Origin of the sequence: Phyllobacterium endophyticum (assembly GCF_003010935.1) — a bacterium.
Classification (GTDB): domain Bacteria; phylum Pseudomonadota; class Alphaproteobacteria; order Rhizobiales; family Rhizobiaceae; genus Phyllobacterium; species Phyllobacterium endophyticum.
In genome coordinates, this window is the sequence record NZ_PGGN01000001.1 from 483,510 (window position 1) to 506,854 (window position 23,345).

General features: G+C 58.9%; 16 protein-coding genes. 9 read left to right on the plus strand and 7 right to left on the minus strand.

The genetic code is table 11. From position 1 onward, the window contains the following. Nucleotides 1-13 precede the first annotated feature (13 nt). From CU100_RS02385 to rutR, 3 genes are all read right to left on the minus strand, one after another. On the minus strand, nt 14-700 hold the full coding sequence (locus CU100_RS02385; RefSeq protein ID WP_106714943.1) for a response regulator: 687 nt from the start codon (nt 698-700) through the stop codon (nt 14-16). After that, complete coding sequence (locus tag CU100_RS02390) at nt 697-3,378, minus strand: sensor histidine kinase (protein WP_106714944.1); 2,682 nt, start codon at nt 3,376-3,378, stop codon at nt 697-699. Before CU100_RS02390 ends, CU100_RS02385 begins: the two co-directional genes overlap by 4 nt. A gap of 109 nt (nt 3,379-3,487) precedes the next feature. After that, nucleotides 3,488-4,141, minus strand: coding sequence for an HTH-type transcriptional regulator RutR (gene rutR, locus CU100_RS02395; protein ID WP_106714945.1), 654 nt, complete (start codon nt 4,139-4,141; stop codon nt 3,488-3,490). Between the two features lie 206 nt (nt 4,142-4,347). Between rutR and CU100_RS02400 the strand changes: the two genes are divergently transcribed. From CU100_RS02400 to CU100_RS02430, 7 genes are read left to right on the plus strand one after another with little or no spacing between them, the layout of a single operon-like run. Continuing rightward, the gene (locus CU100_RS02400; RefSeq protein WP_106714946.1) at nt 4,348-5,673 is read left to right on the plus strand and encodes an aspartate aminotransferase family protein; all 1,326 of its coding nucleotides are present in this window, start codon (nt 4,348-4,350) and stop codon (nt 5,671-5,673) included. 10 nt (nt 5,674-5,683) lie between these two features. After that, nucleotides 5,684-6,931 carry a Zn-dependent hydrolase gene (locus CU100_RS02405; protein ID WP_106714947.1) on the plus strand — a complete coding sequence of 416 codons (1,248 nt, stop codon included), beginning with the start codon at nt 5,684-5,686 and terminating at the stop codon, nt 6,929-6,931. A 59-nt stretch (nt 6,932-6,990) separates the two neighbouring features. Continuing rightward, nucleotides 6,991-8,445 carry a dihydropyrimidinase gene (gene hydA, locus CU100_RS02410; protein ID WP_106714948.1) on the plus strand — a complete coding sequence of 485 codons (1,455 nt, stop codon included), beginning with the start codon at nt 6,991-6,993 and terminating at the stop codon, nt 8,443-8,445. A gap of 5 nt (nt 8,446-8,450) precedes the next feature. Beyond that, nucleotides 8,451-9,287, plus strand: coding sequence for an ABC transporter ATP-binding protein (locus tag CU100_RS02415; protein WP_106714949.1), 837 nt, complete (start codon nt 8,451-8,453; stop codon nt 9,285-9,287). A gap of 12 nt (nt 9,288-9,299) precedes the next feature. Further along, complete coding sequence (locus CU100_RS02420) at nt 9,300-10,178, plus strand: ABC transporter permease (RefSeq protein ID WP_106714950.1); 879 nt, start codon at nt 9,300-9,302, stop codon at nt 10,176-10,178. Continuing rightward, nucleotides 10,175-11,275, plus strand: coding sequence for an ABC transporter permease (locus CU100_RS02425; RefSeq protein ID WP_106714951.1), 1,101 nt, complete (start codon nt 10,175-10,177; stop codon nt 11,273-11,275). The genes CU100_RS02420 and CU100_RS02425 overlap by 4 nt, the downstream gene beginning before the upstream one ends. 24 nt (nt 11,276-11,299) lie before the next feature. Next, nucleotides 11,300-12,286 carry an ABC transporter substrate-binding protein gene (locus CU100_RS02430; protein ID WP_106714952.1) on the plus strand — a complete coding sequence of 329 codons (987 nt, stop codon included), beginning with the start codon at nt 11,300-11,302 and terminating at the stop codon, nt 12,284-12,286. A gap of 97 nt (nt 12,287-12,383) precedes the next feature. Here CU100_RS02430 and ilvD read toward each other — a convergent pair whose 3' ends face one another. Beyond that, nucleotides 12,384-14,237, minus strand: a complete 1,854-nt coding sequence (gene ilvD / locus CU100_RS02435; protein WP_106714953.1) for a dihydroxy-acid dehydratase — start codon at nt 14,235-14,237, stop codon at nt 12,384-12,386. 160 nt (nt 14,238-14,397) lie between these two features. Further along, complete coding sequence (locus CU100_RS02440) at nt 14,398-14,634, minus strand: Lrp/AsnC family transcriptional regulator (RefSeq protein WP_106714954.1); 237 nt, start codon at nt 14,632-14,634, stop codon at nt 14,398-14,400. A 306-nt stretch (nt 14,635-14,940) separates the two neighbouring features. Here CU100_RS02440 and CU100_RS02445 point away from each other — a divergent pair, with 306 nt between their 5' ends. Further along, nucleotides 14,941-16,869, plus strand: coding sequence for an autotransporter assembly complex protein TamA (locus tag CU100_RS02445; protein WP_106714955.1), 1,929 nt, complete (start codon nt 14,941-14,943; stop codon nt 16,867-16,869). Then, nucleotides 16,866-21,494 carry a translocation/assembly module TamB domain-containing protein gene (locus CU100_RS02450; protein ID WP_245418901.1) on the plus strand — a complete coding sequence of 1,543 codons (4,629 nt, stop codon included), beginning with the start codon at nt 16,866-16,868 and terminating at the stop codon, nt 21,492-21,494. Before CU100_RS02445 ends, CU100_RS02450 begins: the two co-directional genes overlap by 4 nt. A 219-nt stretch (nt 21,495-21,713) precedes the next feature. Here the strand turns inward: CU100_RS02450 and CU100_RS02455 are convergent, their stop codons facing one another. Both CU100_RS02455 and CU100_RS02460 read right to left on the minus strand, forming a co-directional pair. Next, nucleotides 21,714-22,553, minus strand: a complete 840-nt coding sequence (locus CU100_RS02455; RefSeq protein WP_106714956.1) for a fumarylacetoacetate hydrolase family protein — start codon at nt 22,551-22,553, stop codon at nt 21,714-21,716. A 27-nt stretch (nt 22,554-22,580) separates the two neighbouring features. Continuing rightward, on the minus strand, nt 22,581-23,336 hold the full coding sequence (locus CU100_RS02460) for an SDR family NAD(P)-dependent oxidoreductase (protein WP_106714957.1): 756 nt from the start codon (nt 23,334-23,336) through the stop codon (nt 22,581-22,583). Between the last annotated feature and the right edge of the window lie 9 nt (nt 23,337-23,345).

Here is a 23,345-nt window from a genome sequence, read left to right on the forward strand (position 1 = left end):
CAGCCGGCCCGTTTCACTCCGCGATAAACCGGTAGCCGACTCCGGCTTCCGTGCGGATAAACTGCGGACTATTGGCGTCGTCCTCGATCTTGGCCCGCAGCTGGCCGACAAACACGCGCAGATACTGCAGGTCATGCACGTGCGCAGCGCCCCATACGGAGGCGAGGAGCTGGCGATGCGTCAGTACCATACCAGCGTGGAGTACCAGGTGTACGAGCAGTTGATATTCCTTGCGGGTCAGATGCACTTCCTCGCCATTACGGCTGACGAGCCGCTTGACCATGTCGACAACGAGCCCTTTGGCCTCAAATCGTGACGGCACGCTGGTGCCCGCGGCCTGCTGGCGTAGGGCCGTCCGTATGCGCGCCAGCAGTTCTCCGATACCGAATGGCTTCTCGACATAATCATTGGCGCCGAGATCCAGAGATGCGATCTTCTCGGCCTCCCGGTCCCGAGCCGAAAGAATGATGATGGGCACGTCGGAAAAGGCGCGCACGGTCTCGATGACTTCCTTGCCGTCCTTGTCCGGAAGGCCGAGGTCAAGAATGATCAGATCCGGTGCGCTCGTGGCCGCCAGGCGCTCGGCCTCGGCCCCGGTTGATGCCGCGATGACCTCATAGCCGGATGCCGCCAGGGCGGGGTTGAGGAACCGCTGTATCTGCGGTTCATCGTCCACGACGAGGATGCGATGCTGGTTCATGCGACCGCTGCCCTTTCCGGGCCCGCGACAGGCAGCCGCACAATGAACCGTGTTCCCCGCTTGCGGATCGCGGGGCTCTCCGCCTTGATCGTACCACCCATCGATTCGATGAAGCCACGGGAGATCGAAAGCCCCAGCCCGGTACCCGGCGCACGGCCGTCGCTCTTCACGCGCCGGTAGAACTTGTCGAAGATTTTGTCCAGGTCCTTGGGCGGGATCCCTTTGCCCTGATCGGTTACGCTGATGGCAACTTCCTCGCCGTCCTGTTTCGCATAGACGGCGATCGGCCCGTCGCCAGCATATTTGGCGGCATTGTCCAGGAGGTTGAACATTGTCTGGCCGAGCAATGAAGCATCGCCGTTTACCATCGGCAGGTCAGAAGCAATGCTGGTTTCAATGACAATCCCCGGCTTGAGCTTTTTCATTCGCTCTATGGACGAGGCGATCACTTCTGCGGCGTCCACGGGAAGTTTCTTTGCCTTGAGCGTTCCCGCCTCGATGCGGGTCATGTCGAAAAGATTGGCGACGAAACGCGTCAGCCGCGCGGCCTCCTCTTCGATTGCGAGCAGAAGGTCGTCGCGTGTATGGGCCTTGATGCGGCTCCCCAGCTCACGCAAAGTTGTGACGGCGCCGGTGATGGATGCCAAGGGTGTTTTCAGATCATGCGACAGCGATGAAAAAAGCGCCGTATGGAGTTTTTCGCTTTCTTGCAACGCAGCCGTTTTGGCGTTTTCCCGTACGAGTTGCGCCCGATCGATCGCGATCGCTGTCTGATCGAGGATTGCGGTCACCATCCGATCGTCGTTCTCACTCAGGCCCGGTTGATCATCCATGGAAAGGCCGAGCACCCCGGATACCCCGTTGGACGTGTGAATTGGCAAGAACTGCCAGCCGATCTGCGGCAATGTCGCGGTATCGGCACCGGCGCGCTCGTTCTTTTCGTACGCCCAGCGTGCAGCCGTCATATCGGTGCCGTCCAGCGTCAGGTCTGGCGGCCATGCGGCTTGTAGCGACAGGTCGTTGTCATCGGGCATCAGAATGACGACCCCGGAGCCAAAGGTTGAATGGAGATGGGATGCCGAGGAAATGAGAACATCGTCAAGGCGCGCCGTGCCCGAGAGCTTGCGCGAAAACTCATAGAGCGCCTGCGTGTTCTTCGCCTGGTTCCGGGACTGGGCGACCTGATCGCGCAGGCGCCCTGCAAGGTCGCCAATCATCAGCGCAACGGCAAGGAAGATGATCAGCGAGAATAGTTGGTGTGGTTTTGCGATACTCAGGTCGTGCAGCGGTTCGAGAAAGAAGAAATTGTAGAAGACAAACGAAAGACCTGCTGCGATCACCGCTGAAAGCCGGCCGCATATCATCCCGGAGAGGATGACCGCGACCAGGAACAGCATGGAAAGATTTTGCGCATGAACGATGTCGCTTGCGGCGAGACCGAGCAATGTCGTCACGACCGTCGCCGCAATGGGAACCGCGATCGCCTTGGCAAGTTCGGGCCCGCTGCGCTGGCGCATGGAGGGCGCCGCATAGGAGATACCCCGTTCCTCACCGGTCACGATGTGAACGCCGATATCGGTGAAACGTTTGATGATTTCGTTCGGCAGGGAGCGTCGGAACGGATTGGCCCAACGCGCGGACCTAGGGCGACCGACAACGATCTGGGTGACGTTTTCGCGCCGGGCTATACGAAAGATTTCCTCGACGAAATCTTCGGCAATCACGCGGCGTGTTTCGGCACCAAGCCGTTCGGCCAAACCGAGGAGTTCATCGAGGCGCTTGCCCGTCGCCTCGCCCGCGTCGTCGGTCTCGGTCAGCGATACCACGAGCCAGCGGGCGTTGAGGCCTGATGCCAGGCGGCTGGCCGTGCGCACGACCTTTTCAGAGAGGTCGTCCGGACCAACGCAGACCAGCAGCCTTTCGCCTGTTGCCCATGGTCCTTCGATGGAGTTTTCCCGCAACAGGTCGATCATCTGATCGTCGACGCGGTCTGCCGTGCGGCGTAGCGCCAGCTCGCGCAGCGCGGTCAGATTGGCGGGCTTGAAGAAGCCTGCCGCGGCGCGCTCGGCATTGCCGGGAAGATAGACCTTTCCTTCCTTCAGGCGCATGATCAACTCTGCCGGAGACAAATCGACGAGCAGGACGTCGTCGGCACGCTTCAGCACGACATCCGGCACGATCTCGCGAACAGTCACGCCGGTAATGCTGGTAACGACGTCCGAAAGGCTTTCGAGGTGCTGGACGTTCATTGCCGTCCAAACGTCGATGCCCTGCCAGAGCAGTTCCTCGATATCCTGGTACCGTTTCGGATGGCGGCTGCCGGGCACATTACTGTGGGCAAGCTCGTCCACCACAAGGATTTTCGGCTTGCGGGCGATAGAAGCGTCAATGTCGAATTCTTCCAGCACCTTGCCGCGATAGCGAACCTGCTTGCGGGGTATGCTCTCCAGGCCATCGAGCAATTCCGCGGTCTCGATTCGGCCGTGGGTTTCGACGAGACCGACAACGATGTCAGCGCCATCCTCCTTGAGGCGACGCGCTCGCAGCAACATGGCGTAAGTCTTGCCGACGCCGGGAGCTGCGCCCAGGAAGACAGTCAGCTTGCCTCGGGTTTCACGGGCGGCAAGCTCCAGAAGTTTGTCAGGATCGGGTCGGTTTTTTTGACCGTGATCGGTCATATATGCCTCGAATTATTCGTTCTGCACGTGGAGTACCTCAACGTTTAGCCCAGCTTGGCCGTAAATGCCAAGGCGGGCTGCGTCGCTGGTCCGCTCCCCGGCGCCCGCGTCAGCCTCGTGGCCTGATTCCATTGAGGATTATGCTCAGCACTGCCTGGGCCGTCTGTTCTTTGAAACCGGGGCGGCCGACCTGACTGCCCATGATTGCGCGCACCTGCACGTCGAAATCCGCATAGTGCTGGGTGGTCGCCCAGATCATGAAGATGAGATGATAAGGGTCGACCGGTGCGAGCTTGCCCTCGCCCACCCAGCGGCGAATGACTGCGGCTTTTTCGTCCACCAGGGGCTTCAGGTGCTTGGTGAGAAAATCACTGATGGCCGGTGCGCCATGCAAAACCTCGTTGGCGAACAATCGCGAGGCTTCCGGGTGAGTCTCGGACATGTTGATCTTCAACGTGATGTATTTGCGCAATTGTTCGATCGGGTCTCCCTCGGCATCGATCTCGGCGAGTGGTGCAAGCCATTCCGCCAGCGTCTCCTCGAGCAGCGTCACATAAATGTTCTGCTTGCGCGGAAAATAGTAAAGAAGGTTCGGCTTGGACATGCCGGCTCGCTCGGCGATCTGGTCGATCGTCGTGCCGCGAAAGCCATAGGTGGAGAAAATGTCGAGAGCCGCGTCGAGGATAAGACGGCGATTGATTTCCTGTATCCGCGTCGTTTTTTCCGGCGCTTCCTTCAGTTTGTCCTTGCCCGCCCTCGCCATGCACCGCGTTTCCCTATCATTTGCCCGGACGGGCCTTTTCGTCGCATCCTGGAACTGCTCTAAAGACTTATAAAGCGCTTGACCGTCTTCCTATGCTCTTCTAGCCTGCATTTTGACCAAGTAGTCAAGTTTTTGATTGTGCTGCAAGTTCAATCATTCGGGAACACAAAACAAGCGGTAACATCCGCGCTTCGGAGGCTTCACAAATGTCTAAAGCGGCATACGGGACCAATAATCTTGACGCGTTCTGGATGCCATTTACGGCAAACCGCCAGTTCAAGGAAAATCCCCGGCTATTGGTAAGCGCCAAGGACATGCACTACAAATCCCATGACGGCCGCGAAATCCTGGACGGAACGGCGGGTCTTTGGTGCTGCAATGCCGGTCATGGTCGCCCCAGGATCGTCGAGGCCGTGCAGAAGCAGGTTGCTGAGCTCGATTATGCGCCGGCGTTCCAGATGGGCCATCCAAAAGCGTTCGAGCTTGCCGCCCGCCTTGCCGCCATGCTGCCATCGCCCCTCGACCATGTGTTCTTCACCAATTCCGGCTCTGAGTCGGTCGATACCGCGCTCAAGATCGCGCTCGCCTATCATCGCGCCAAGGGCAATGGCACCAAGGTCAAGCTGATCGGCCGTGAGCGCGGCTATCACGGCGTCGGTTTCGGCGGAATTTCGGTTGGCGGCATTTCCGGCAATCGCAAGACCTTCGGCAATGCCCTCAGCGGCATCGATCATATCCGTCACACGCACGATCTTGCACGAAATGCTTACACGCGCGGTGAACCGGAATATGGCGCCGAATTTGCCGATGACCTTGAAAAGGTGGTCGCGCTGCACGATGCCTCCAACATTGCGGCGGTTATCGTCGAGCCGGTCGCCGGATCGACCGGTGTTCTCATTCCGCCGAAGGGCTATTTGAAGCGCCTGCGCGAGATATGCACCAAGCATGACATCCTGTTGATTTTCGATGAAGTCATCACCGGTTTCGGCCGTCTAGGCACGCCGTTTGCCGTCGATTATTTCGGCGTGGTTCCCGATCTCGTCACCACTGCCAAGGGCATCACCAGCGGCGTTATCCCCATGGGTGCGGTTTTCGCGTCGAAGCAGATCTACGAGACTTTCATGACGGGCGCGGAAAACATGATCGAGCTTTTCCACGGCTACACCTATTCCGGCCATCCTGTTGCCTGTGCAGCGGCGCTTGCGACGCTCGATACGTATGAAGAAGAAGGGCTCTTGACCCGCGCATCCGAGATATCGGGTTACTGGGAGGAGGCGCTGCATGCATTGAAGGGACTGCCGCATGTCATCGACATTCGAAATCTCGGGCTGATCGGCGCAATCGAGCTTGAGCCGATCGAAGGTGCGCCCACCAAACGGGCTTTCCAGGCATTCCTCAAAGCCTATGAAAAGGGCGTGCTGATCCGTACCACCGGCGATATTATCGCGCTGTCCCCGCCACTGATCATCAGCAAGGGGCAGATCGAGCATCTTTTCGACACGCTGGCCGACGTTCTGAAAAATCTCGATTGAGGCTCTAGGCATGGCGCTTACAGGAAATCTCAGAATCAACGGCGACCGTCTCTGGGACAGCCTGATGGAGATGGCAAAGATCGGACCCGGTTTGCGCGGCGGCAATAACCGCCAGACATTGACGGATGAAGATGGCACAGGCCGCCGCCTGTTCCAGACCTGGTGCGAGAAGGCAGGCCTTTCCATGGGCGTCGACACCATGGGCAGCATGTTCTTCACTCGGCCAGGGACCGATCCCGATGCGCTGCCGGTCTATGTCGGCAGTCACCTTGATACCCAGCCAACGGGCGGAAAATATGACGGCGTGCTTGGCGTGCTTGGCGGGCTCGAGCTGATCCGCACCCTCAACGATCTCAATATCAAAACCAGGCACCCGATCGTGGTCGTCAACTGGACCAATGAGGAGGGCACGCGTTTTGCTCCCGCCATGCTGGCCTCCGGTGTTTTCGCGGGTATCCACGATCAGGACTGGGCGTACAATCGTGAAGACGCCAAGGGCAAGAAGTTCGGTGATGAGCTCGATCGAATTGGCTGGAAGGGCGACGAAAAAGTTGGCGCCCGCAAGATGCATGCACTGTTCGAGCTGCATATCGAGCAAGGCCCGATCCTCGAAGCCGAGGGCAAGGATATCGGCGTTGTTACCCATGGTCAGGGCCTCTGGTGGCTGCAGATCACGTTGACCGGCAAGGAAAGCCATACGGGCTCGACACCGATGCCGATGCGCAGGAATGCGGGCCTTGGCATGGCCCGCATCACCGAACTCGTCCACACTGTCGCCATGGCACATCAGCCTGGTGCAGTCGGAGCGATCGGCCATGTAGATGTCTATCCAAACTCTCGGAATGTCATCCCGGGTAAGGTCGTGTTCACGGTCGATATCCGCTCGCCCGATCTTTCGACGCTGACCGCCATGAAGGCGGAGATCGAGGCAAATGCGTCAAGGATTGCCAAGGAACTTGGCCTTGAAATCCTGATCGAGGAGGCGGGCCATTTCGATCCGGTGACCTTCGACGAAGGCTGCGTAACCGCGGTGCGCAATGCGGCGGAGCGGCTCGGCTACAGTCATCGCAACATCGTGTCAGGCGCCGGGCATGACGCCTGCTGGATCAACCGCGTGGCGCCGACGGCAATGGTCATGTGCCCGTGCGTCGGCGGGCTCAGCCATAACGAAGATGAAGAAATCTCAAAGGAATGGGCGACTGCCGGCACCGATGTACTGATGCACGCGGTCCTGGAGAAGGCGGAGATTCAGCCCTGATCCGCTAACTCAAAATACAGCAACCTGTTCGGCAAAAAACCAATAAGGGGAACGGACAAATGGCTACGAAAGTGATCAAGGGCGGTACAATAATCGCCGCCGACCGCACCTATAGGGCGGATATCCTGATCGACGGCGACACCATCGCCGCTATCGGAGCAAATCTTTCGGGCGACGAAATCATCGATGCAAGCGGCTGTTATGTGATGCCGGGAGGGATCGATCCGCATACGCACCTCGAAATGCCCTTCATGGGCACGCACTCCACGGACGATTTCGATACCGGCACCGCCGCAGCCTTGGCTGGCGGCACGACCATGGTGGTGGATTTTGTTCTGCCGGGTCAGGATGGCCTGCTTGCCGCCTTGCAGGACTGGTTCCAGAAAGCCGGCAAGGCGCGCACGGACTACTCTTTCCACATGGCTATCACCGCCTGGAACAAGCAGGTGTTCGATGAGATGCCCAAAGTGGTCGAGCGGGGCATCAATACCTTCAAGCATTTCATGGCTTACAAGGGCGCGCTGATGGTGGACGATGACGAGATGTTCGCCTCTTTCCTGCGTTGCGGAGAAATTGGCGCAATGCCGCTCGTGCACGCGGAGAATGGCGATGTTGTCGCGCATCTGCAGCAAAAGCTGCTCGCCGAAGGAAATAATGGACCTGAGGCGCACGCCTACTCGCGCCCGCCGGAGGTGGAGGGTGAGGCCGCCAATCGCGCTATCATGATCGCCGATCAGGCGGGAGTACCGCTCTACATCGTGCATGTGTCCTGCGAGCAATCGCACGAAGCCATTCGCCGCGCCCGGGCCAAGGGCATGCGCGTCTATGGCGAGCCACTGATTCAGCATCTCGTTCTGGACGAGAGCGAGTACAAAAACGAAGATTGGGACTATGCAGCGAGGCGCGTCATGTCGCCGCCCTTCCGCGACAAGATCAACCAGAATGGATTGTGGGCGGGTCTGGCCACAGGGAGCCTTCAGGTCGTTGCCACGGATCACTGCGCTTTCACCACCGAGCAGAAGCGCTTCGGTGTCGGCGATTTCACCCGGATTCCGAACGGAACCGGCGGGCTTGAAGACCGCATGCCCGTCCTGTGGACAAAAGGCGTTCTTACCGGTCGGCTGACACCTAACGAGTTCGTGGCCGTGACGTCGACCAATATTGCACAAATTCTCAATATCTATCCTCGGAAAGGCGCTATTCTTCCGGGGTCGGACGCAGACATCGTCATATGGGATCCCAACGCGAAAAAGGTCATTTCGGCGAAGACGCAGAAGTCGGCAATCGATTACAACGTCTTTGAAGGGTTCGAGGTAACCGGCCTGCCGCGTATGACGCTTTCGCGAGGGCAAGTCGCCTTTAAGGATGGTGAAGTGCTGGCGTCGACCGGGAGCGGCCGTTTCGTTGAGCGCGAAGCCAATCCGTCCGCAAACCGCGCACTTTCCACTTGGAAGGAATTGACGGCTCCGCGTAAGGTGGAACGCGATCCGAAGAACATTCCGGCAGGCGTATAGACCCCATGTCAGTCGTCACGCTCCGACCCAAGGCGAACTCGATGCCACAAGCGGCCAAAAACGTCATTGACGTCAAAGACCTGTCGCTGGTCTTCCAGACCAATGACGGCGCGGTCAACGCCTTGTCGAACATCGATCTTGTGGTCAATGCCGGCGAGTTTGTTTCCTTTATCGGCCCGTCGGGTTGTGGGAAGACCACGTTGCTCCGGGTAATAGCCGATCTTGAACAGCCAACGTCGGGTTCGATCTCGGTCAATGGCATGACGCCCTCCGAGGCACGGCAAAAGCGCGCCTATGGCTACGTGTTTCAGGCGGCGGCCCTCTATCCCTGGCGCACGATCGGCGGAAATGTTTCCTTGCCGCTCGAAGTGATGGGGATTGCCAGGGAAGAGCGCAAGGACCGTATCGCCAGGAACCTCGAGTTGGTGAACCTGACCGGTTTCGAGAAGAAATTTCCCTGGCAATTATCGGGCGGCATGCAGCAGCGCGCCTCCATAGCCCGCGCGCTATCGTTTGATCCCCACCTGCTCTTGATGGATGAGCCGTTTGGCGCACTCGATGAGATTGTCCGCGACCATCTCAACGAGGAACTGTTGAAACTCTGGGCAAAGACGCAGAAGACCGTGGTCTTCGTTACCCATTCCATCCCCGAGGCTGTTTTCCTGTCAACGAAGATCGTGGTGATGAGCCCCCGGCCGGGCCGCATCCATGAAGTAATCGACTGCAATCTCGGCTCCGAGCGTACGCTCGACATTCGCGAGTCTCCCAAATTTCTTGAGATCGCCCATCGGGTCCGCGAGGGTCTCCGCCACGGTCACTCCTATGACGAGGCACATCTATAATGAGGGGGCTTTATGCGTAAGGTCCTCTACGACAGGGTCATTCCTGTCGGCACGGTTTTGTTGGCGATCATCGCGCTCTGGTACGCCTTCGCTGTCATCCTCAATGCGCCCTTCGAGCGCGATCAGGCGGCCCGGGCAAATGCGGAGATTTCGACAAGCCAGCTTATCGCCAACACGATGCGCCAGGAGCGCCCGGTGCTTCCCGCACCCCATCAGGTGGCGGCGGAAATACGCAAGACCGTTTTCGAGATCAGCCCAACCTCCAAGCGGAGCCTTGTCTACCACGGCTGGGTAACACTCTCTTCGACGCTGCTCGGCTTTGGGCTCGGCACGCTTCTCGGCATTCTTCTGGCCGTCGCCATCGTCCATTCGCGAACGCTCGACAAGAGCCTGATGCCATGGATCATCACGTCCCAGACCGTACCGATCCTCGCTATCGCGCCCATGATCATCGTCGTGCTCAATGCCGTCAATATAACGGGCCTGCTGCCCAAGGCGATGATATCGACATACTTGTCATTCTTCCCCGTTGCCGTCGGCATGGTGAAAGGCCTGCGCTCTCCGGAGATCATGCACCTTGATCTCATGCGCACCTATAATGCCTCCAAGGCGCAGGTCTTCTGGAAGCTGCGTTGGCCGGCATCGATGCCGTACCTGTTCACCTCGATGAAAATCGCTGTCGCCATCAGCCTCGTCGGCGCCATTGTCGGCGAATTGCCCACCGGCGCCGTTGCGGGCATCGGCGCGCGGCTTCTCGCGGGCTCCTACTACGGGCAGACTGTGCAGATCTGGGCAGCATTGATCGCCGCAGCCCTGATGGCGGCGATTCTCGTCAGCTTGATCGGAGTGATTGCAACGTTCGTCAATCGGCGAATGGGCGTGCGGACATGAGGCGCTCGCCGCTCGCCATAGGTGCGTTCCTGCTCGCGGCGGCGTCCCTGGTGCTGCCAACAGGCGCGGACGCGCCGGGCTTTTCCTTTTTTGCAGCTCCCGCTCTGCTGTTTGCGGCTTCTGCGCTGGCGCTGTTCGCTTCCGCTTCAACAAGTTCGCTGGTCGCGCTGCTGATACTGGTTCATGCGGCAGCTTTCTATCTGATCCGTTTGCTTGGTTCCTTTGCCATGTCACCTCCCGCGATCGGCTACTGGTGCATGGTCATCACTGCATGGTTGCTGGCATGGCTGGCCGTACAGAGACTGGCGGAGCTGCGGCCGCAATCTGCCATCGTACAGCGAACGGTAAATCTTGCGCTTCCCGTTTTGTTTGGCGCATGGTTGCTGATCCTTTGGGAGATTGTCGTTCGCGGATTTGGCGTTCCCTCGATCCTTCTGCCGCCCCCATCCATGATCGCAGCACGTATCGCTGCCTCCGTACCGACGCTCTGGGCAGACTTCCAGCAGACTTTCCTGAAGGCTGCCATTGCAGGCTACGCCATCGGTTGCGGTTCGGGCTTCCTCGCAGCGATCGTCGTCGATCGCGTGCCCTTCCTGCGCAAGGGTCTTCTGCCGATCGGTAATCTCGTTGCGGCGTTGCCCGTCGTCGGCATCGCGCCGATCATGGTCATGTGGTTTGGCTCCTATTGGGAGTCGAAAGCCGCCGTCGTCGTCATCATGACCTTCTTCCCGATGCTCGTGAACACGGTTGCCGGGCTTGCCGCATCTGGCGCCATGGAACGCGATCTCATGCGCACCTATGGCTCCACCTATGGCCAGACCCTGTTGAAGCTGCGTTTGCCGGCGGCGATGCCCTTCATTTTCAACGCGTTGAAAATCAATTCGACCCTGGCGCTCATCGGTGCGATCGTTGCCGAATTCTTTGGCTCGCCGATTGTGGGCATGGGCTTTCGCATCTCAGCGGAAGTCGGCCGCATGAATGTCGATATGGTCTGGGCGGAGATATTCGTCGCTGCTCTTGCAGGCTCTCTATCCTATGGGCTGATCACACTCGTCGAGCGTGCGGTCACCTTCTGGCATCCGTCCTATAGAACTTGAAAAAGAACAGAGGAGAACTGAAACATGAAGAATATGATTGCACTCGTGGCCGGTTTGGCCGTGACACTGACGGCAGGTTCCGCTCTTGCCGCGGACAAGCTGGTACTTCAGCTGAAATGGGTCACGCAGGGCCAGTTTGCCGGCTATTACGTGGCGAAGGACAAGGGGTTCTATGAGGAAGCCGGACTCGATGTCGAGATCAAGCCGGGCGGGCCCGATGTTGCCCCGCCACAGGTAATTGCTGGCGGCGGCGCGGATGTCGTTGTCGACTGGATGCCCTCGGCGCTCGCGACACGTGAAAAGGGCCTGCCCCTCGTCAATATCGCTCAACCGTTCAAGCGTTCGGGCATGATGCTCACCTGCCGCAAGGAAACCGGCATCACGAAACCGGAAGATTTCAAGGGCAAGACGCTTGGCGTCTGGTTCGGCGGCAATGAATATCCATTCCTGTCATGGATGAATCACCTCGGCCTCAAGACTGATGGCGGGCCCGATGGCGTGACCGTTCTGAAACAGGGCTTCAACGTCGATCCCCTGATCCAGAAGCAGGCCGATTGCATTTCCACCATGACCTACAACGAATATTGGCAGGTGATCGATGCGGGCATTCCCGCGGATCAGTTGGTGACGTTCAAATACGAGGACGAGAAGGTGGCAACGCTGGAGGATGGTCTCTATGTCTTGCAGAAGAGCCTTGATGATCCGAAAATGGTCGAAAAGCTCGCGAAGTTCGTCAAGGCTTCCATGAAGGGGTGGGAATACGCGCGCGCCAATCCGGATGAGGCCGCGACGATCGTGCTCGACAATGATGCCAGCGGCGCCCAGACGGAAAAGCACCAGAAACGCATGGTTGCCGAAATCAACAAGCTGACGGAGGGTTCCGACGGCGTGCTCGACGTGGCAGCTGCGGAGCGCACGGTCGAGACATTGCTTGGCGGCGGTTCGGATCCGGTCATCACCAAAAAACCTGAGGGCGCCTGGACGACGAAAGTCACGGACGCCGCGAAGTAATAGCTTCGGGTGCAGCTTCTAGGAGGCTGCATCTTATGTGCGTGGTTCGACAAGGCTGAGCCTGTCGGACCACGCGCAATGGTAGTGCTATACTATATTACTCCCAATGATCCGGGATTTGCCTGACGGCACCGCGTGCGGCACTGGTTGCCATCGCGCCATAGGCCCGCAACGCAGTCGTTACCTTGCGCTTGCGCTTTTCCTCGGGCTTCCAGGCGGCAGTGCCTTTGGCTTCCATATGCGCGCGGCGATCGGCGATAACTGCATCATCGACTGCAAGGTGGATTTTGCGGTTCGGAATGTCGATGTCGATGATATCGCCTTCGTGAACCAGCCCGATCAACCCGCCTTCAGCCGCTTCCGGGGAAACGTGGCCAATGGACAGGCCTGACGAGCCGCCTGAGAAGCGTCCGTCAGTGATCAGCGCGCAGGCTTTGCCGAGACCCTTGGACTTCAGATAGCTGGTCGGGTACAGCATCTCCTGCATGCCAGGACCGCCGCGCGGTCCTTCGTAGCGGATCAACACGATATCTCCCGGCTTGACGCCACCGTTCAGAATACCAAGAACTGCGCTGTCCTGGCTTTCGAAGATGCGCGCGGGGCCCGAAAACTTCAGGATCGAGTCATCCACGCCTGCTGTTTTGACGATGCAGCCATCCTCGGCAAGATTGCCGTAAAGCACGGCCAGCCCGCCATCCTTGGAATAGGCATGTTCCACATTGCGGATAACACCCGTTTCGCGGTCAAGGTCGACATCGGCAAAGCGGCGTTCCTGGCTGAAGGCGACCTGCGTCGGCACTCCGCCCGGTGCAGCCATGAAGAAATCATGCACGGACTTGTTCTTGCTGCGAACGACGTCCCAACGATCGAGCGCCGCGCCGAGAGTGGCGGCGTGCACTGAATAGACCGAAGTATCGAGCAGACCGGCGCGATCGAGTTCGCCAAGGATTCCCATGACACCGCCGGCATGATGCACGTCTTCCATGTGCACGTTGGCGACTGCCGGTGCGACCTTGCAGAGAACCGGAACACGGCGGGAGAGGCGGTCGATATCCGCCATGGTGAAGTCGACCTCGCCCTCATGCGCAGCCGCAAGCAGATGCAGCACGGTGTTGGTTGAGCCGCCCATCGCGATATCCAGCGTCATGGCGTTCTCGAAAGCCGCGAACGAAGCGATGGAGCGCGGCAGTGCAGTCTCATCGTCCTGTTCGTAGTAGCGGCGTGCAAGATCAACAACCAGATGACCAGCCTCGACGAAGAGGCGGCGGCGGTCGGCGTGGGTTGCGAGCGTGGAGCCGTTGCCCGGAAGTGAAAGGCCAAGTGCTTCGGTCAGGCAGTTCATGGAATTTGCCGTGAACATGCCGGAGCAGGACCCGCAGGTGGGGCAGGCGGAGCGCTCGATGGCCGTTACCTCGGCATCGGAGATGCGGTCGTCGGCGGCAGCAACCATGGCGTCCACAAGGTCGAGCTTCTTTTCCTTGTCATCCCAAACGACCTTGCCAGCCTCCATCGGCCCGCCGGAAACGAATACGACGGGAATGTTCAGGCGCAGTGCTGCCATCAACATGCCGGGGGTAATCTTGTCACAATTGGAGATGCAGACCATCGCATCGGCGCAATGTGCGTTGACCATGTATTCGACGCTGTCGGCGATGATCTCGCGGCTCGGGAGCGAATAGAGCATCCCGTCGTGGCCCATGGCGATGCCGTCATCGACGGCGATAGTGTTGAATTCCTTGGCAACACCGCCGGCGCTTTCGATTTCACGGGCAACGAGCTGGCCCAGATCCTTCAGATGCACGTGACCGGGTACGAATTGTGTAAACGAGTTTACCACCGCAATAATCGGCTTGCCGAAATCTTCGTCCTTCATGCCTGTAGCGCGCCAGAGCCCACGGGCTCCTGCCATGTTGCGGCCATGTGTGGTTGTGCGTGAACGATAGGGCGGCATCTGCGTAAATCCTGATGGTAAATTGCCTGGGAAAGTATCTTACTAGAAAAACCACTTCCATGGCAAAAGAATGGAGATTTGTTACCCCGCCGGGGCATTATCTTTGCACTGATTACATAGTGAATATCACCACTGCATAAAACGGGACGTAGTGTCTCGCCTAAAAGGCGGTAAACGTCATTGTCGTCAGCGAGCGGGCAATGCCCGGTATATCGAGCACATTATCGTTGATGAATTTGCCGACGTCTTGTTCTTCGGGAATGTAGATCTTCATCAAAAGATCGTAGTCGCCGCTGGTCGAATACAACTCCGAGACGATTTCTCGTTCGAATAGCGCAGCGGCCACCTCGTAGGTCTTGCCGGGAAAGCATTGCAGCTGCAGGAATACGGGTTTCATCAAATTCACTCCGGGACGACAGGCCTCATCGTCATAACCTAGATAGGTTGCCTCCGCAGTGCAATTGCGCGTGAATTCAGACTGACACCGGGAGCAGGTTGATGATAAGGTTTTAATCTGCTTTTGTGGCCGTCCTGCCACAACGTGGGCTTTGCCTGGCTCTAAAGCGTCCATGCGGGTTGGCCTCCATAGATCAGCATGTTATCGTTTTCTTAAGCTCGGGAGGCGAATTTTAACGATCGCAGTCTATGAATGCCGTTTTCTGCGTGTACTTGTGTGTTTTTGAGTTGAGGATTTTGCTGGTTGATGGACTTTAGACGCCCACAGGCCAGTTTGTTTGGTGCAGCACTTCTGGCTTGCACGGCGCTCGTGTCGCCTGCCCATGCTTTTGATCTTTTCGGCATTCATCTATGGGGTGAGAGAAAAGATGCAGATGCGGATGCGGTGATCGCCGATCCCCATAAATATACAGTCGAGATATCAGCGGACGACAACAAAGAGACGAAAGAGCTCGTCGAAGGCGCCTCCGGCCTGATCGCCGACAAGGACAAGCCTGCTTCGGGGGCCGCCGGGCTGCTCGCCAAGGCGCGAGGTGATTATCGCCGGATTCTGGGCGCGCTTTATGCGGATGGCCGTTATGGCGGTACGATCAGCATCAAGGTGGACGGGCGCGAAGCCAGCGATATTCCACCTGACGCGGAATTGCCAAACCCCGCTCCGGTGACGATTTCCGTCGATCCCGGACCGCAGTTCCTGTTTGCTACGGCCCGCGTCGAGAACATGGCCCCGCCGACGCTCGACCGGAAAGACATGGTTGACCGGCCGGAGGCTGAAGGCTTTGCGCCGGGCGACATCGCGCGGTCGACGTCGATTATCAAGGCAGAGCGGCTTGCCATCGATGCGTGGCGCGAACAAGGTCATCCGAAAGCCAGGATCGTCTCGCGTAATGTTGTGGCCGACCATGATAATAACAGGGTCGACGCAACGATTGACGTTGATCCTGATCGACGCGCGGCATTCGGACCAATTCAGGTCTCGGGTACCGAGCGCATGGACCCGGAGTTTGTCGCCTTCATCACCGGTCTGCAACCCGGCGTCGAATACGACCCCGATGAGATCGAGCGCGCCAAGAAGCGCCTGTCGCGGCTGGAAGTGTTCCGTTCGGCGCGTATCGAGGAAGCCGACGCGATCACGAATGATGGCCTTTTGCCCATCACCATCGCAGTACAGGAACAGAAGCTGCGGCGCTTCGGTCTTGGCGGTTCCTATTCAACGCTCGATGGCGCCGGTCTGGACGCTTACTGGCTGCATCGCAATCTTTTCGGGCGAGCGGAACGGCTGCGATTCGATGCCAAGGTCGGCGGCATCGGCGCGCAATCCTATAGTCCTCAGGATTACAATTACACGCTTGGCGTTACTTTCACGAAGCCCGGTGTCTATACGCCCGATACGGATTTCATCTCATCGCTCATCGGCAGGCGCGAGGTTCTCGACGCCTATACGCAAACGTCTGTGACCGCCGAAGCCGGCTTTACCCAGATTTTCAGCGACGAACTGACCGGAAAGCTCAGCGTGTTTGTCTCCAAGTCGCGTTTCGACGACGACTTTTTCGGCGAACGCGATTTTCTCACGGCCGGGCTCCTTGGCGGCCTCACCTATGACAGCCGCGAAAGCAAGGTCGATCCCTCGCAGGGCTATTTCCTCGAAGGTCTGCTTTCGCCCTTCTACGAGTTCGAATACGGCAATTTCGCCACCAAGTTCACCGCGGAGGGCCGTACCTATTACAGTTTCGACGCCGACAACCGCTTCATCCTGGCCGGCCGTCTGAAGCTTGGCTCCATCGTCGGCGCAGAGGTTTCGGAATTGCCGCCGGACCAGCTGTTCTTCGCCGGTGGCGGCGGCTCGATCCGTGGCTATGCCTATCGCAATGTCGGCGTCAATGTCGAACGCGACGGCGATACCTATGTGATTGGCGGCCGCTCCCTTGTCGAAAGCTCGGTGGAAGCGCGCATTCGCATGACCGACACGATCGGCGTCGTCGGCTTTGTCGACGCGGGCTATGTCGGCGAGGAGTCCTTTCCTGATTTCGCCGATCAGATGCGGCTCGGCGTTGGCGCCGGGGTGCGCTATAATACGGGTCTCGGTCCGATACGGCTCGACTTTGCAGTGCCGCTCGACCGTACGAACGACGATCCCAGTTTTGCTTTCTACGTTGGCATAGGACAGGCGTTTTGACCCGGATTATCGCAGCACTTTTCCTCATGCTCCTCATGAGCCCGATCGTCTCGCAAGGCGCCTTGGCGCAGGCTCCCGAATCCGCGAGCGCTGAGGTCGAGAAGTCATACTTTCTCAGCTTCGTGCAGAACCAGCTCTCGACGCCGAATCGGCAGATCGTTATCTCCGGCATTCAGGGCGTGCTCTCCTCCGAAGCCACCATTGGCTCGATCACGATTGCCGACCGCGAGGGCATCTGGCTGCGCGTCACCAATGCCAGGATCGTCTGGAGCCGGCTTGCGCTGCTGCGGGGCCGTCTGGACGTCAATACACTGGCCGCTGATCGCATCGACATATTGCGCAAGCCTCTGCCGGACGAGAGCCTGCCCGCGCCGGAAGCCAGGAGTTTCAGCCTGCCCGAACTGCCGCTCGCCGTGATTTTGCAGCAGTTGAACATCGGACGCATCGCTTTCGGCGACGGCGTTTTCGGCCTGCAATCGGAAATCTCGCTGGCCGGCAACCTGACGCTCGAAAGCGGTTCGCTGAATTCCAGCCTGCAGGTGCAACGCCTCGATGGACCGGGCGGCGAGTTCCAGATCAGGGCGGCCTACGCCAATGAAAGCCAGCAGCTCGATCTTGATCTGACACTCAATGAACCGCAGAACGGCATCGTCGCCAACCTCCTCAACATCGAAGGCAAACCGCCGGTAGCTCTAGCGTTGAAGGGCTCGGGTCCTCTCAGCGATCTCCTGCTGCAGTTGACGCTCGATGCGGCAGGCAAGCGTGTGCTTACCGGCGATACGAAACTCGACCGGCAGAGCGACGGGCTCGGTTTCAAGACCAATCTCAACGGTGAAATCGCCACGCTGATTCCTCCGATTTTCCGCGACTTCTTCGGCAATGAAACAACACTGATCGTCAATGGCGTCATGCGTGATGCCGGCGGCGTGGCGCTCGATCGCTTGAACATCAAGAGCAACGCACTGGCACTCGACGCCAATGGCGAAACGACCAATGACGGCTTCCTGAAGCGTCTGAAGGTCGATGCGACAATCGCCGATCCGACCGGCAAGAAGGTGATCCTGCCGGTCAAGGGCGGTCAGACGACGGTCGACAAGGCTGTGCTGGCGGTAGGTTTCGGCACCAGTACCAATAATGACTGGTCTAGCACGGTCGAAGTGACCAACTTCACCACGGACAGCTTCGCCTCGAAGTCCATCAATCTCGTCGCCAAAGGTCTCGCCGAGAACATCGACAATCCGACGGCGCGCTCGCTGACTTACGATGTGAATGGCGAAGTTGCCGGTGTTACCGCAACACGTGCCGATATCGCCGAGGCTCTCGGAGAACTCATTCAGCTCAAGGTCAACGGCGACTGGAAGGCCGGAACGCCCGTCAATCTCAAACAGGCGCTGGTTGCTGCCAACGGGCTGAGTGCAGCCTTGGCCGGGACGATCGACAAGTTTGCCTATCGCGGCGACATTCTGGTCAAAGCGTCGAGCATCGCGCCTTTCTCGGCCTTGGCCGGCCGCGAACTTGCCGGATCGATCGATCTCAAGGCCAATGGCCTGGTCGAGGCGCTTACCGGCGGTTTCGACCTGATGCTGGATGGCCATGCCACCGGAATGACACTTGGTATCGATGCGGCTGACAAAGTATTGGCGGGTGAAACGCGCATCACCGGCGGAATCGCTCGGGGTGAAGCGGGATTGACCGCCAAGAACTTCCGGATCGAAAACCCCCAGACATTGATCAATGCCAACGGGACTTTCGCAACAGGTGCGGCAAACTTCGATTTCGGCCTCGATCTCACGGATCTCGCGCTCCTGTCGGAAAAAGCCAGTGGCGCTCTCAAGGTCAAGGGCAGTGCGCGTGGCCAGGACAATATCATCGCACTCGCTTTCGATGCCGGCGTGCCGGAGGGGTCTCTCGCCGGCCGCAAGCTGACTGAGGGCGATCTGACCTTCAACGGTACGCTCTACAAGGATATCGTCGAAGGCAAGGTTTCCGGCCTGGCGTTCCTGGACGGCGTCCGTGCCGATCTTGCGAGCGAAATTGCGCTGCATCGGGATGAAAACCGGCTGACCAATATCTCGTTCATCGCAGGCGGGACACGACTGCGCGGTGATGTTACCCAGTCGAAACAAGGGCTTTACAACGGCAACCTGACGCTCGCCTCCAGCGATGTCTCGACAGCGGCCGCGCTGTTTCTTGTCGAGGCGACGGGCAAGGCCGACGCTACCATCGCCCTGTCGCATGCGGACGAGAAGCAGAATGTCGAGATCAAGGGCCAGATCGACAATCTGAAGGCCAACGACATCGTCGTCGGCAAGGCGGCGATAGAACTGGCCGCACAGGATATTTTCAAGGTTCCTTCGGCGAACGGTTCCGTCACCGCCTCGGATGTTTCGGCTTCAGGCATCATCGTCAACAATCTTGACGCTCAGGCGACAAAGGACGGCAGAACAACCAATTTCAAGCTGAACGCCGGCTTGAACAATGGCGCCCGGACATCGCTCCAGGGCGCCCTTCAGCCAAACGACAAGGGTTTTCTCCTGTCGCTCGCCAATGCGGAGCTGACGCGCGGTGCCCTCGCTGCACGGCTGGTCCAGCCCGCCGCCATCAACGTTGCCGGCAGCAACATTTCCCTGGGCAACATCGTCCTCGACGTCGGCCAGGGGCGGGTGACGGTAAGCGGTGAGGCGGCCGAAACCCTCGACCTTGCGGTCGCTATCCAGAAGCTGCCGCTCGATATCGCCAATACGATCAAACCGGATCTTGGCCTCGGCGGCGAGATCAACGGCACGGCGAAAGTTGGCGGGACACGGCAGCAACCCGACGTGAACTTTGACGTGCAGGCGCGGGGCATCACTGCCGCCGCACTTAGGAAAGCCGGGCTCGACGCGCTCAATCTTGATGCCAAAGGCACGTCCACCACGGACCGGCTGAATGTCGACGCGCATCTGACCGGTGCAGGCGGGCTTGATGCCTCGGCAAGGGGTTCGGTGCCGCTCGCGCAAGGAGAGCTCGGCGTCGATTTCGATCTGAAAAGCTTTCCGCTGACGGCGCTGAATGGCGTCGTCAAAAACCAGAATCTTGCAGGTGTCATTTCCGGCAGGGGCAGGGTCACTGGTACGCTGCAAAGACCCAACGCCGAATTCGACCTGAAGGGCGCCGGACTTTCCGCCAGGCCGTTGCAGGAGGCGGGGCTGGCTCCGCTGCAGCTGACCGCGGCCGGCCGCTTTGCCAACAATACCCTGACGCTTTCCTCCGCCAAAGCTGACGGCCCGCAAGGGTTCACGGTTTCGGCAAGCGGCACTGTACCGGCGTCCGGGTCGGGCCTCGGCATCGACGTTACCGGCACTATTCCCCTTTCGCTGGCCAATCGTTTTCTTGCGGATCGAGGCACCCAGGCCAAGGGCACCATCGATCTGACCGCTTCCATTTCGGGCAGTTTCGCGCAACCGCAGATCCGCGGCATGTTCTCCGCCAATGGAGCGGAGGTCGTCGACCCACAAGCCAATCTGCGCCTGCAACGCATCACCCTGCTTGGCAGCATGGAAGGGACCACCGTCACGATCAGGACCTTCAATGCAAGCCTGTCCACCGGCGGAACGATCAGCGCGACCGGAACAATCTCGACCGATGCGGCCGCAAACTTCCCGGCCAATATCGACATAAGGCTGGACAGGGCCCGCTATGCCGATGGCAACCTGGTGGTAGCAACTCTCACCGGCGCGCTCAGCGTCAAGGGTCCGCTGACCCGCGATCCAGTCATATCGGGCAATGTTAACATCGACCGGGCGGAGATCACCGTACCGGAGAGCTTTGGCGGGGCGTCCGCCGTGATCGATGTCAAGCATAAGGACCCATCCAAGGCAGTTGCACAGACCTTGAAACGCGCCAAGGCTGACCAGCCGCAGGTTGCCACGCCGACCGCCCGTCCAAGCGTGGTACGGCTCGATATCAACGTTACCGCACCCAACCGGATTTTCGTCAGGGGCCGCGGTCTGGATGCAGAGATTGGCGGTTCTGTCCGGTTGACCGGCCCCGCGACCAATATCCAGCCCGTTGGCGCCTTCGATCTCATCCGCGGGCGGCTTGGAATTCTCGGACAGCGCATAACGTTCACCGAGGGCCAGGTCACATTGGTGGGCGATCTCGACCCTGACATAAATTTCGTTGCCAGTACGCAAGGCTCCGACATTACCGTCAATGTCACGGTGCGGGGCCGCGTATCCGACCTCCAGATAACATTCTCGTCGCAGCCCGAACTGCCGCAGGACGAAGTCATGGCGCGGCTGATCTTCAATCGCTCCATCAGCGAATTGTCGGCGTTTCAGGTCGCCCGGCTTGCTGCCGCCGCTGCCGAACTTGCCGGAGGGGGGAATTCATCATTGCTGGAAAATTTGCGCAAGAACACCGGCCTTGACGATCTGGACGTCGTAACCGACAGCCAGGGTAATGCGGGCGTTCGCGCTGGCCGCTACATCCGCGACAATGTCTATCTTGGGGTCGAGGCAGGTGCCGCAGGTTCTACAAGAGGTACGATCAACCTCGATATCACGCCGAACCTGAAAGCCAAGGGTGCGGTTGGAGCCAATGGCGATTCAGGCGCTGGTTTGTTCTTCGAGAAGGATTATTGAGGAAGGCTCCGGTTATCTCCCCCTTGGTGGGGGAGAATGGAGTTTCTTGGATTTAGCCCACTTGCTAAATCCTTAGAAAATCCAAGAGAGGAGGGGGTAGTAAGATGATTGCAAATCCCCTCTCTGGCGATTTCTAGCACTTAGCGAGTGCTAAGATGCTGAAATCATTTTCTCTGCCACAAAGGGGAGAGATAGTCGGCATGAACTGCTACCGTCAATTTACCCCTGCACAACATGCTGTCTTTGCTCGCCAAGTCCCTCGATACCGAGCGTGATGACATCGCCTTCCTTGAGAAACACATTGGGCTTCTGACCAAGTCCGACGCCCGGAGGTGTCCCTGTCGAGATGATATCGCCGGGATGCAGGCTCATGAACTGGGACAGGTAGGACACAAGGTATTTGACGCCGTAGACCATCGTTGCGGACGAGCCGTTCTGATAGCGGTGACCGTTGACCTCGAGCCACATTTTCAGGTTCTGCGGGTCAGCGACCTCGTCCTTCGTGACCAGCCAGGGGCCCGTGGGGCCGAATGTATCGGCGCTCTTGCCCTTGGTCCACTGACCCTGGCGTTCTGCCTGGAACGCCCGCTCCGATACGTCATTGATCAGGCAGTAACCGGCAACATGGTCGAGAGCTTCATCCTCGCTGACATATTTAGCATGTTTGCCGATGACGACGCCGAGTTCGACTTCCCAGTCCGTCTTGAGCGAGCCGCGCGGAATCTCGACATCGTCGTTAGGCCCAACGATCGCGGACGTCGCCTTCATGAAGATGATCGGCTCCGGCGGCACCGTTGCCCCTGTTTCAGCGGCATGGTCGGAATAATTGAGGCCAATGCAGATGAACTTGCCCGTTCCGGCCACGCAGGGGCCATATCGCTCGACCTCGACGACCGGCAATGATTGCGGATCGATGGCTGCGAGCTTCTTCAGTCCGTCGGGAGAAATCGCAGCGCCTGCGATGTCGCTGACATGTGCAGAGAGATCGCGCACCTTGCCATCCTTGTCGACAAGGCCGGGCTTTTCCTGACCAACAGGACCATAGCGCAAGAGTTTCATGGGATAACCTTTTCTTGGTTGGAGAGACTAATAGGTGGCGCGGCCACCGGAAATGTCGAAGACGGCACCCGTGGTGAACGAGCATTCCTCGCTGGCGATCCAGGTGATCAACGATGCCAGCTCTTCGACCTTGCCGAAGCGCTGCATGGGAATTTTCGACAGCATATAGTCGATGAATTCAGGCTTGAGCTGTTGCAGGATGGGCGTATCCACCGTGGCAGGCGTAATCGCATTAACGGTGATACCGTCGCTCACGAGCTCCTTGCCGAGAGATTTCGTCAGGCCAATGACCGCCGCCTTCGATGCGCTATAGGCAGATGCATTGGGGTTGCCTTCCTTGCCCGCGATCGACGCGACATTTACGATACGGCCGTAGCCGTTCTGCTGCATGACCGGCACCACGAAACGGTTGCAGAAGAAGAGCCCGTGGATATTGATGTCGAAGACGCGCTTCCACTGGTCGACCGGATAATCGGCAACCTTGGCGTTCGGGCCGGTGATGCCGGCCGAACACACCAGGACGTCGATCTTCCCATACTTCTCCGCAGTCTCCTGCGCTGCCTTTTCAACCTGCTCCGGATCCGAGACATCGAGCCCTATGCCATGCGACGACGCTGCTCCGAGTGTCGCCCGTGCCGCTTCGATCTTGTCGGCATCGACATCCCAAAGGGAAACCGTGCCACCCTCCGACACGATTCTCTGCGCAGTCTTCAACCCGATACCGGAGGCGCCACCGGTGATAACCGCGTGCCGCCCCTCATAGCGCCTTATCGAATTAGCCATCTTCTCCAG

Bases quoted from the DNA above. Each gene is read 5' to 3' on its own strand.
- CU100_RS02385 (WP_106714943.1), bottom strand. From the start codon at position 700: ATGAACCAGCATCGCATCCTCGTCGTGGACGATGAACCGCAGATACAG.
- CU100_RS02390 (WP_106714944.1), bottom strand. From the start codon at position 3,378: ATGACCGATCACGGTCAAAAAAACCGACCCGATCCTGACAAACTTCTG.
- rutR (WP_106714945.1), bottom strand. From the start codon at position 4,141: ATGGCGAGGGCGGGCAAGGACAAACTGAAGGAAGCGCCGGAAAAAACG.
- CU100_RS02400 (WP_106714946.1), top strand. From the start codon at position 4,348: ATGTCTAAAGCGGCATACGGGACCAATAATCTTGACGCGTTCTGGATG.
- CU100_RS02405 (WP_106714947.1), top strand. From the start codon at position 5,684: ATGGCGCTTACAGGAAATCTCAGAATCAACGGCGACCGTCTCTGGGAC.
- hydA (WP_106714948.1), top strand. From the start codon at position 6,991: ATGGCTACGAAAGTGATCAAGGGCGGTACAATAATCGCCGCCGACCGC.
- CU100_RS02415 (WP_106714949.1), top strand. From the start codon at position 8,451: ATGTCAGTCGTCACGCTCCGACCCAAGGCGAACTCGATGCCACAAGCG.
- CU100_RS02420 (WP_106714950.1), top strand. From the start codon at position 9,300: ATGCGTAAGGTCCTCTACGACAGGGTCATTCCTGTCGGCACGGTTTTG.
- CU100_RS02425 (WP_106714951.1), top strand. From the start codon at position 10,175: ATGAGGCGCTCGCCGCTCGCCATAGGTGCGTTCCTGCTCGCGGCGGCG.
- CU100_RS02430 (WP_106714952.1), top strand. From the start codon at position 11,300: ATGAAGAATATGATTGCACTCGTGGCCGGTTTGGCCGTGACACTGACG.
- ilvD (WP_106714953.1), bottom strand. From the start codon at position 14,237: ATGCCGCCCTATCGTTCACGCACAACCACACATGGCCGCAACATGGCA.
- CU100_RS02440 (WP_106714954.1), bottom strand. From the start codon at position 14,634: ATGAAACCCGTATTCCTGCAGCTGCAATGCTTTCCCGGCAAGACCTAC.
- CU100_RS02445 (WP_106714955.1), top strand. From the start codon at position 14,941: ATGGACTTTAGACGCCCACAGGCCAGTTTGTTTGGTGCAGCACTTCTG.
- CU100_RS02455 (WP_106714956.1), bottom strand. From the start codon at position 22,553: ATGAAACTCTTGCGCTATGGTCCTGTTGGTCAGGAAAAGCCCGGCCTT.
- CU100_RS02460 (WP_106714957.1), bottom strand. From the start codon at position 23,336: ATGGCTAATTCGATAAGGCGCTATGAGGGGCGGCACGCGGTTATCACC.